The organism is Mycobacterium sp. E2497, from assembly GCF_001668695.1.
Taxonomy (GTDB): domain Bacteria; phylum Actinomycetota; class Actinomycetes; order Mycobacteriales; family Mycobacteriaceae; genus Mycobacterium.
Genome location: NZ_LZKD01000147.1, coordinates 1 through 1,690 on the forward strand (window position 1 = coordinate 1; position 1,690 = coordinate 1,690).

Genomic DNA, 1,690 nt, shown 5'->3' on the forward strand with positions numbered 1-1,690 from the left:
GGGAACGAGGGTTCGACCGGGCCGGCCCCCGGCGCCGCGACGGGCCGGCCGGCGACGGTGGTGCTACAGGCGTCGATGAGTGCGGGACTGACCATCACCGGCGCGATCAGTAGGGATCCACCGGCAAGGCTCCACCGTGCCCTTTGCGAAAACCGCACGCATCACTCCCGCTGATCACCCGATACCGGGAAATCAGATTACGCGCGAAGTGGCGAAACCCCCGGCAGCCGCGCGCCTACGATGCCGCCCCGATGGGGAAGCTTTATCGCGGCGTGACCGACTGGGTCTCGGCGGCCCGGCGGGCGGCCGCCACGATGCCCTGGTAACCGGTGCACCGGCAGAAGTTGCCCGACAGGCCCTCGCGGATCTCGTGATCGCTGGGGTCGGGATTGTCGCGCAGCAGCGCGGTCAGCGACATGACGAAACCCGGCGTGCAGAAGCCGCATTGCAGCCCGTGGCACTCCCGCAGCGCCGACTGCACGGGCGACAGGGTGCCGTCCGGTGCGGCAACGCCTTCGACCGTCGTCACCTCCGCCCCCTCGGCCTGCACCGCGAACATCAGGCACGAACGCACGGCCTCCCCGTCCAGCAGGACCGTGCAGGCCCCGCACGCCCCATGCTCGCAGCCCAGGTGCGTGCCGGTCAGGCCGCACCGCTCCCGCAGGAAGTCCGCCAGCGTCATCCGCGGTTCGACGGCGGCGGTGACCGGAGTCCCGTTGACGGACAGTTCGATTGGGTGTTCACGCATCGCTTGCCCCCGTGGCCGCTTCGGCTGTCGCTCGTGTCCAGGCCCGCCCGGCCATCGCGGCGCCCACCTTCAGCCGGTACGACGCCGAGCCCTGTAGGTCGTTGGGAACGTCGTCCAGCCCGCTCATGGCCGCTTCGCCGATCTGTTCGGGCACCAGCTCGGCGACGGGCCTGCCCACCGCCGCCACCTCGGCCGCGGTCGCGCGGCGCACCGTGGGCCCCATGCCCAGCAGCCCGATCGCGCAGCCCGACACCCGATCCCGGTCGTCGAGCTGGACGGCGACCAGGGCGCCCGCGATCGCGAAGTCGCCGTGCCGGCGCGAGAACTCCTCCACCGCGAACCCGGATCTGCCGTCCCACACGGGAAATCGCACGCCGGTCAGCACCTCGTCGGAGTCCATCGTGGTCTCCCATACTCCGGCGAAGAAGTCGGCGGCCGCGATCTCGCGGCGCCCGCGCGGCGAGGCGACCTCCATGACCGCGTCCAGCGTCAGGGCCACGGCGGGGTATTCGCCGGCGGCGTCGGCGTGGGCGATCGACCCGCCAAGGGTGCCGCGGTTGCGGATCTGGAAATGCCCGACGAACGGCGTCGCCCGGGTCAACAGCGGAACCGCTTGGCGCACTTGGTCGTCGGCGCCCACGGCCGCCTCCGTGGTGCCCGCGCCGATCCACAGCTCGTTGCCCCTGCGGTCGATGCCCTGCAGCTCGGGCAGCCGGGAGATGTCGATGAGATGGTCGAAGTAGGCCAGCCGCATCGCCAGCATCGGCACCAGGCTCTGGCCGCCCGCCAGGATCTTCGCGTCATCGCCCAGCTCGGCCAGCAGGCCTACGGCGTCGTCGAGGGTGTCGGGGCGGTGGTATTCGAACGCGGCCGGTTTCATCGTTCACCCCGCTCCAGCAGGGCGGCGATCGATGCCGGGCTGGCCGGCAGCCGGGTGACCCT

The 1,690-nt window shown here is 71.6% G+C and carries 2 protein-coding genes; both read right to left on the reverse strand.

The window, feature by feature from the left end:
- Window positions 1-262 precede the first annotated feature (262 nt).
- On the reverse strand, window positions 263-748 hold the full coding sequence (locus A5713_RS13440) for a (2Fe-2S)-binding protein (RefSeq protein WP_067923356.1): 486 nt from the start codon (window positions 746-748) through the stop codon (window positions 263-265).
- A complete protein-coding gene (locus A5713_RS13445; protein WP_068096142.1) occupies window positions 741-1,628 on the reverse strand; it encodes a xanthine dehydrogenase family protein subunit M in 888 nt (295 codons plus the stop codon). The genes A5713_RS13440 and A5713_RS13445 overlap by 8 nt, the downstream gene beginning before the upstream one ends.
- Window positions 1,629-1,690 lie beyond the last annotated feature (62 nt).